The sequence below is a fragment of the Luteibacter sp. P4_D7_3 genome (assembly GCF_056401735.1).
On record NZ_JBFUIT010000278.1, the window covers coordinates 1 to 5,742 of the forward strand.

At 65.2% G+C, this 5,742-nt stretch carries 6 protein-coding genes and 1 pseudogene; 3 read left to right on the forward strand and 4 right to left on the reverse strand.

Annotated features, from left to right (window positions below):
* A partial coding sequence (locus AC1DSN_RS17950; protein WP_477332000.1) for a GNAT family N-acetyltransferase occupies positions 1–239 on the forward strand: 239 nt, incomplete at its 5' end.
* Between the two features lie 27 nt (positions 240–266).
* Here AC1DSN_RS17950 and AC1DSN_RS17955 read toward each other — a convergent pair.
* From AC1DSN_RS17955 to AC1DSN_RS17970, 4 genes are all read right to left on the reverse strand, one after another.
* Positions 267–1,181, reverse strand: coding sequence for a hypothetical protein (locus tag AC1DSN_RS17955; protein ID WP_477332002.1), 915 nt, complete (start codon positions 1,179–1,181; stop codon positions 267–269).
* Positions 1,178–3,406, reverse strand: coding sequence for a M1 family aminopeptidase (locus AC1DSN_RS17960; RefSeq protein WP_477332004.1), 2,229 nt, complete (start codon positions 3,404–3,406; stop codon positions 1,178–1,180). Before AC1DSN_RS17960 ends, AC1DSN_RS17955 begins: the two co-directional genes overlap by 4 nt.
* Before the next feature lie 87 nt (positions 3,407–3,493).
* Positions 3,494–4,390 carry a 2OG-Fe(II) oxygenase gene (locus AC1DSN_RS17965; RefSeq protein ID WP_477298597.1) on the reverse strand — a complete coding sequence of 299 codons (897 nt, stop codon included), beginning with the start codon at positions 4,388–4,390 and terminating at the stop codon, positions 3,494–3,496.
* Positions 4,387–4,677: a GIY-YIG nuclease family protein gene (locus AC1DSN_RS17970; protein WP_477332006.1), complete on the reverse strand. Its 291-nt coding sequence runs from the start codon at positions 4,675–4,677 to the stop codon at positions 4,387–4,389. Before AC1DSN_RS17970 ends, AC1DSN_RS17965 begins: the two co-directional genes overlap by 4 nt.
* 36 nt (positions 4,678–4,713) lie before the next feature.
* Between AC1DSN_RS17970 and AC1DSN_RS17975 the strand changes: the two are divergent.
* Both AC1DSN_RS17975 and AC1DSN_RS17980 read left to right on the forward strand, forming a co-directional pair.
* Positions 4,714–5,151, forward strand: a pseudogene (locus AC1DSN_RS17975) (aminotransferase class I/II-fold pyridoxal phosphate-dependent enzyme); the annotation flags it as partial.
* A gap of 80 nt (positions 5,152–5,231) precedes the next feature.
* Complete coding sequence (locus AC1DSN_RS17980) at positions 5,232–5,669, forward strand: hypothetical protein (RefSeq protein ID WP_477332008.1); 438 nt, start codon at positions 5,232–5,234, stop codon at positions 5,667–5,669.
* Positions 5,670–5,742: the final 73 nt, after the last annotated feature.

Sequence of the window (5,742 nt, forward strand, 5' to 3'; positions counted from 1 at the left end):
AGCCGGAACACCGTCATCACGGCTACGCCACGGAAGCCGGTGAAGCCATCCTCGCGTTTGCATGGAACGAGATGCACGCGCAGCGCGTGATCAGTCTCGTGCGCATCGGCAACGAAGYCTCCGACCATGTGGCCGAGCGTCTTGGCGGCGAGCACATCGACAACATCGATTTCCTCGGCGGCGCGACGCATCTGTTCGCTTACTACCCGCCCCATCGCGAAGTCCGCCGCGCGAGCTGATCGCACGCACGGCGGCAACGCCCGCCATCAAAGGGCCGGCGCGAAATCCGTGCGACGGCGGCGGTGTGCCGGATTGACCGCAGCGATGCCCGCCAGGGCGAGCAAGCGCGCCGTGCGCATCCACGCAATCACGATCACGCCCGCCTGCACGATCAGGAACGCGACGAAGAGGCCGCCTCCCACCGCCACCGTGTGGCCCCGCCACGCCGCGATCAATACAGCCAGCGCCATGCCGACGAGAGTGATCACGAGGTAGACCAGCAAGCTGGCGAACGGACGCCGAACGAACTGCATGAATCCGCGACCGAGCGCCCGGAACGCCGAACGCAGCCCGATATCGGCAACGAACTGGGCACGCGCCGATTCGACCACCGCCTGTGCGATTACGAAGAACAGCAAGGCGACGGCAAGCGCACCATGCGAGTACATGTCGGCCGTGGCGGGAAGGAGCGCCGTATCGATCTTGTCGTCCGCGAACGACGATGCCGCTTTCGCCACGACGGCGAACAGGCCATAGGGAATCAAGGCCAGCAACAGCATGCGCAGCATGCGGCCATACTCGGTCGCGCCGCCCTGTAGCAGGCCACCAAAACTCAATGCACGCCCGGCACGTCCACCGGCCACGGCCATGCCCGTGAGAAAGGGCGAAACGGCCAGCGTCAGGATCACACCCGCGACGAAGGCCATGCCCATCCACGGATTGTCGCGGTTCAGCGCAACGAAGACATCGCCGAACATCAGTCCGTCGAAATGCTTCGCCCAGGCCTCGGCGTGGACGGAATGACCCAGTAGCGTATCGAGCGTGCTCCACAGCGGCAGCGCGACGACGAGCGTCGGCAACAGCGAGATGAGTATCCACAGCAGCAACAGGCGCCATTGAAGGCCGCCGACGGCGCCGTGACCGATGGCTGCGAAAGCCGAACGTTTGGAATGGCTGTTCATAGCGTCCCCAGCATGGTGTAGATACCCTGCAGAAGGGCGGCAAAGTCCGAACCCCAACGGTTCGAGGCGGCATGATTTTCTTCGACGGTGCGACTGTCGTTTAGCTTGTTCGCGTCGAGATAGATCTTGCGCTCCGGGTCGAGTTCGGCCGAGGTAGCCTTGACCGGTCGGGTGAAGACAAACCGCGCCCACCGACGGTCGTCGTCCCAGCGAACGGTGTCCACCGAGCCGTCGGCGAACGTCACCTTCAGTATCTGCGGCACCTGAGAACCGTCGCGACGCACGGTCACCGTGGTCTTCCATGGAAACGGGCCCGTGCCCGGTCTTGCATCGGGATGAGCTTTCTCCCAATTCTTGCGCTGTTTCTCGATGGCTTCGTCGTTATCGTCGTTGCTCAACTCGACGCGCTTGCCGTCCTTGATCGACGTACCTGCCAGTGGGAGCACTTCGTCGCTGGCGATATCGCTGACGCGATCGTCCACGGTGTCGGTGCCATACACATACTGCTCGAAGACCTGGGCCACGACGGCAGGCTTGCCCGACGATTCAGCGAGGCTCGCCTGGAGATCGGCAATCGAGGGATGACGGAAATGCCAGGTGGCGTAGTAGTCGCGGAAGGCCTTCTCCATCACCGGTTTGCCCAGGCGCTCCTCGAGATCGTGCATGGCCGTGGACGTGCGCGAATACACCGTGGCGTAAGCCGAGCTCGACAAGCGGTCCCATGAATTCTGGCCGAGTGGATCCGCCGGATGCGCCAACGTGGCCATCATGCGCTCGAGCATAAAGCCGCCCATGGGTGCCTCGACGCCGAAGAACTTCCACATCGGTGTCGTGAGGTAGACCAGCTGGTTCCGCTCGCGCAGCATGCGTCCATCCCAATACTCGTTCAGCCCCTCGTCGAGCATTGGCTCCTCGAACTCGTTCGAGGCCAGAAGCCCATAGAAATAGCCGTGTCCGAACTCGTGGATCGTCACGAAATCCAGCAGGAATTCGTTCAAGGTCTTCGGCGCAACCGGACTGTAGTTGTCGGCGGTGAAGAACGTCGGATACTCCATGCCGCCCGCTTCACTCGCGTTGAACGGCGGCACGACGGCGGTCAGCGTCTTGTACGGATACGCGCCGAGTGTCTGCGAGAAATAGGCGATCGAGTCGATCGATGCCTTGAGCACCGGCTTGGCGTCCCCTTCATACTCGGCCGGGTAGATCACGCGGACTTTGACCCTCGGGCTGCCCGGGCCGGTGTACTCGCCGTCGAGCGTCTTGTAACCGGGGGCGGCCATCCAGGCGAAGTCATGCACGTCCGCCTGGATGAAATGCCAGTTGAGATCGTTACCTTCCGGCGTGGGATCGCCCTGCTGCTCACCCACGGCCCCCACGACGTAGTCTTTGGGCACCGTCATGTGGACGTCGTACTCGCCGAAGTCCGCGTAAAACTCGCTATTGAAGTGGAACTCGTGCACGTTCCAGCGCGGCTCCGTGGCCCCGCGCTCACCCGGCAGCTCGAGCACGCCGATCTTCGGGAACCACTGACCGACCAGATGAAACGTGCCGACGTAGCCGGTGCGCTCGATCACGCGTGGCAGTTGACTGTGGAAGTTCATGTCGAGGGTGACGCTGCCGCCCGCGGGCACCGGCTGCGCGAGATCGACGCGAACGACGGTGTGATCGGTGGTGGGACCGCCGTCCGGATGCACATAGCGCCACTTCAGCGCTGCACCGTCCTGATCGATACCGCCCAGGTCGATGTGACCCCACTCGCCTTTCTTCACCTCGGCGATGCCGCGTGAGCCGCCGTGGGCGGCAAGCACGCCACGCTCGGTAAAAAAGGTACTGCCCTGGCCCTCGAAGGCGTTGAGGTAAAGATGCAGGAACACCGCGTTCACCGGCCGATCGCTGCGATTGCGCCAGGTCAGCTGCTGCTGGCCGTCGACCGTGTGCTTCTCGGGATCGAGACGGGCCTGGATGCGATACGACACGACGCGGTCGGACAACGTCGCTTCACTGCCGGTGCGAGGACCGCCCCAGGCCGTCGTCGCGCTGGGCGTCCTGACGGAGGCGGCGTGTGGCGACGCAAACGGAATCTCGGCGGGAAACGCCGGGACAGGCGTCGCAGCAGGTGTCGCGGCAGGCGGCGGAGGCACCCCATTCTGGGCCCAGGCAGCGGCGGCGCTTAATAACGCGCCCACCGCAACGCAACGAACGACTCTGGCTGCCTTACGGCGCATGGATCCACCCTCCCCTGTTATCCCGCGAGATTGCTGGCTGCGACCCCGGCCCGATATAGGCCAGAGGTCACGGTCGGGGAAGAAAACTCAGCCGGGGAAGGCGCGCTCGCGCATCCACTTGGTCACGATCCACTTCTCCCCCCGAAGCACGGGCGCACCGCCGTGCAGGGATAGCGGATCGAGCGAGCCATCGGCGTCCGTGTACTCGAAGTACAGGGCCTGGCCCTTGCGCGGCACGTAACTGAAATCAATGCGCGGAAAGATTGTTTCCCCACCGGCTTCGACGTCGTGCAGGTACATGATCAGCGTGGACACGCGCTGGCCGCCGGTAGCAAGGTGCGGCTGGCTGCCCTTCTCGCCCGGTTCGAAGTAGTCGAAGTGCGGCAGGTATTCGCCACCCAGGCCGTAACGCATCACCTGAAGTCCTTCACCGCGGTCTTCGGGCAAGCGCATGATCGCCGCAGTACGCGCATCGATACGGCGGATCAGCTCGTTCTCGGCGCGCTGGAAATACGCGCCATCGCTGGTGCGGATGTCCATGACGGTGTTCACCCCGTCAGCGACACCCACTACCGCCGAGCGCTCGAGCCGCGGGACGGCCATGTGCATCAACGCATCGCATTCCTCGTCGCTGAGCACACCATCCAGCACGGCGATGGTCGGTCGAGCGATCCGCAGCAGGACACGAACGTCGCGATCGGGCGTATGCAGCACGTGGCCCTCAGCCAGCCGACCGTGGAACGGTGTCAGGGCCGAGGCGTGCGCCGCCACCGGGGCTACYGCGCTCCCGAACAACGCGGTGACGATGGCCTCGCGGGCCACGCCTTCGTCGAACTGGTTTTCCTTCATGGTCAGGAGCAGGTCGGCCGGCGCGTTCCCTGAGGCGAGGGCATCGCGAATCCAGTCCTGCCAGTCCTGCGTCACCTTGGTGTGGAAGCGCGTTTGCAAATGCTTTTCCTGCGTCGTGGCGGTGCTTTCGGTCACATTGTGCCGTTATCGGCGGTCGACGTGGGGTGCGAGGGCACGCTGTCGCCCTCGTTCAACCATGCGAGTTTCCGTGCCCTGGGCAAGCGCTTCACCGCCCACTCGGCTTTCGAGGCGGCGGAGCGGTCGGCGAAGGCGCGCGAACCGAGCAGGCGTACCGGTGGATTGGCCCGCGTGTAGCGAGCACCCTTCCCGGCGACGTGCGCGGCATAGCGCGCGGGCAGATCGTTGGTGATCCCCRCATACCAGGCGCCGTTGCGGCATTCGATGAGATAAACGCACCACATGACGTAAGCGTAACCGCTGCCACCTACAATGGCTCGATGAACGCCCACTACGACCTGGCCGTCAACCTCCCGCTGCGAGACGCCACCGCGGAGCGTCTGGCCGCTGCCCTGGCCGTCTTTCCCGTCAATTCAGCACTGCTGGCCTACCCATCGATGGAAGGCAGTCTGGGCACGCGCGAAGCGATCGCCGGCTGGATGCGCCGACGCTGCGGCCACGTCGTCGTCGACCCCCGCCGCCTGATCGTCACCCTCGGCGCGAGGCATGCCTTGTCCCTCGCCCTGGACGAAGCCTGCGCGCCCGGCGACACACTCCTCGTGGAATCGTCCACTTATCATGGCTTCCGGGCCAGCGCCSAGGCGCGTGGCATTCACGTCGCCGGCGTGGGCATGGATAGCGACGGCATGCTGCCGGCCGAACTCGAACGCCTGGCCGACACGACCGGCGCGCGCTGCCTGTACGTGCAACCCACGCTGCAGAACCCGACCACCTCGACGATGCCGTTGGCACGTCGGCGCGACATCGCCGCGGTGGCGATGTTGGCGGTATCGGTAAGGTGCTCGGGCCCGGACTTCGCGTCGGCTGGTTGCTGCTTCCGGATGACGCGAGCCACCAGCGCGCGGCGTCGACGATACGGCTCGCCACCGATGGACTGCCCGCCCTGTTTCCGTCCGTCGTCGCCGGCTGGATGGCGGATGGCACCGCCGACGAACTACTGGCGACCCTTGCCGGGCGGATGGCCGAACGCAACAGACTCGCCCGCGCCACCCTCGGCGGCGACCTGGTCACGGCAAACGGACTGCATGCGTGGCTGCCCTGCGGAAACGCGCCCGAGATCGAGGCGAGAGCGCTAGCGCGTGGCGTACGCGTCACGCCCTCGAAGCCCCTCGCCGCCGATGGTGAGCACGCCGTCGGCCTGCGGCTGTGCCTCGGCGCCGAGGAGGACCTCGACCGTCTGGAAGCCGCCTTGCGAATCGTTGCCGGGGTTCGCTGAGGGTCAGCTCCGGGGAGCCGTCAACTTCTCGAGGGCCTTGCCGACCGCGGCAAAGGCAAACGCACCGGTAACG

Excerpts from the sequence above, each read along its gene's own strand:
- AC1DSN_RS17955 (WP_477332002.1), bottom strand. The coding sequence starts at position 1,181 with ATGAACAGCCATTCCAAACGTTCGGCTTTCGCAGCCATCGGTCACGGC.
- AC1DSN_RS17960 (WP_477332004.1), bottom strand. The coding sequence starts at position 3,406 with ATGCGCCGTAAGGCAGCCAGAGTCGTTCGTTGCGTTGCGGTGGGCGCG.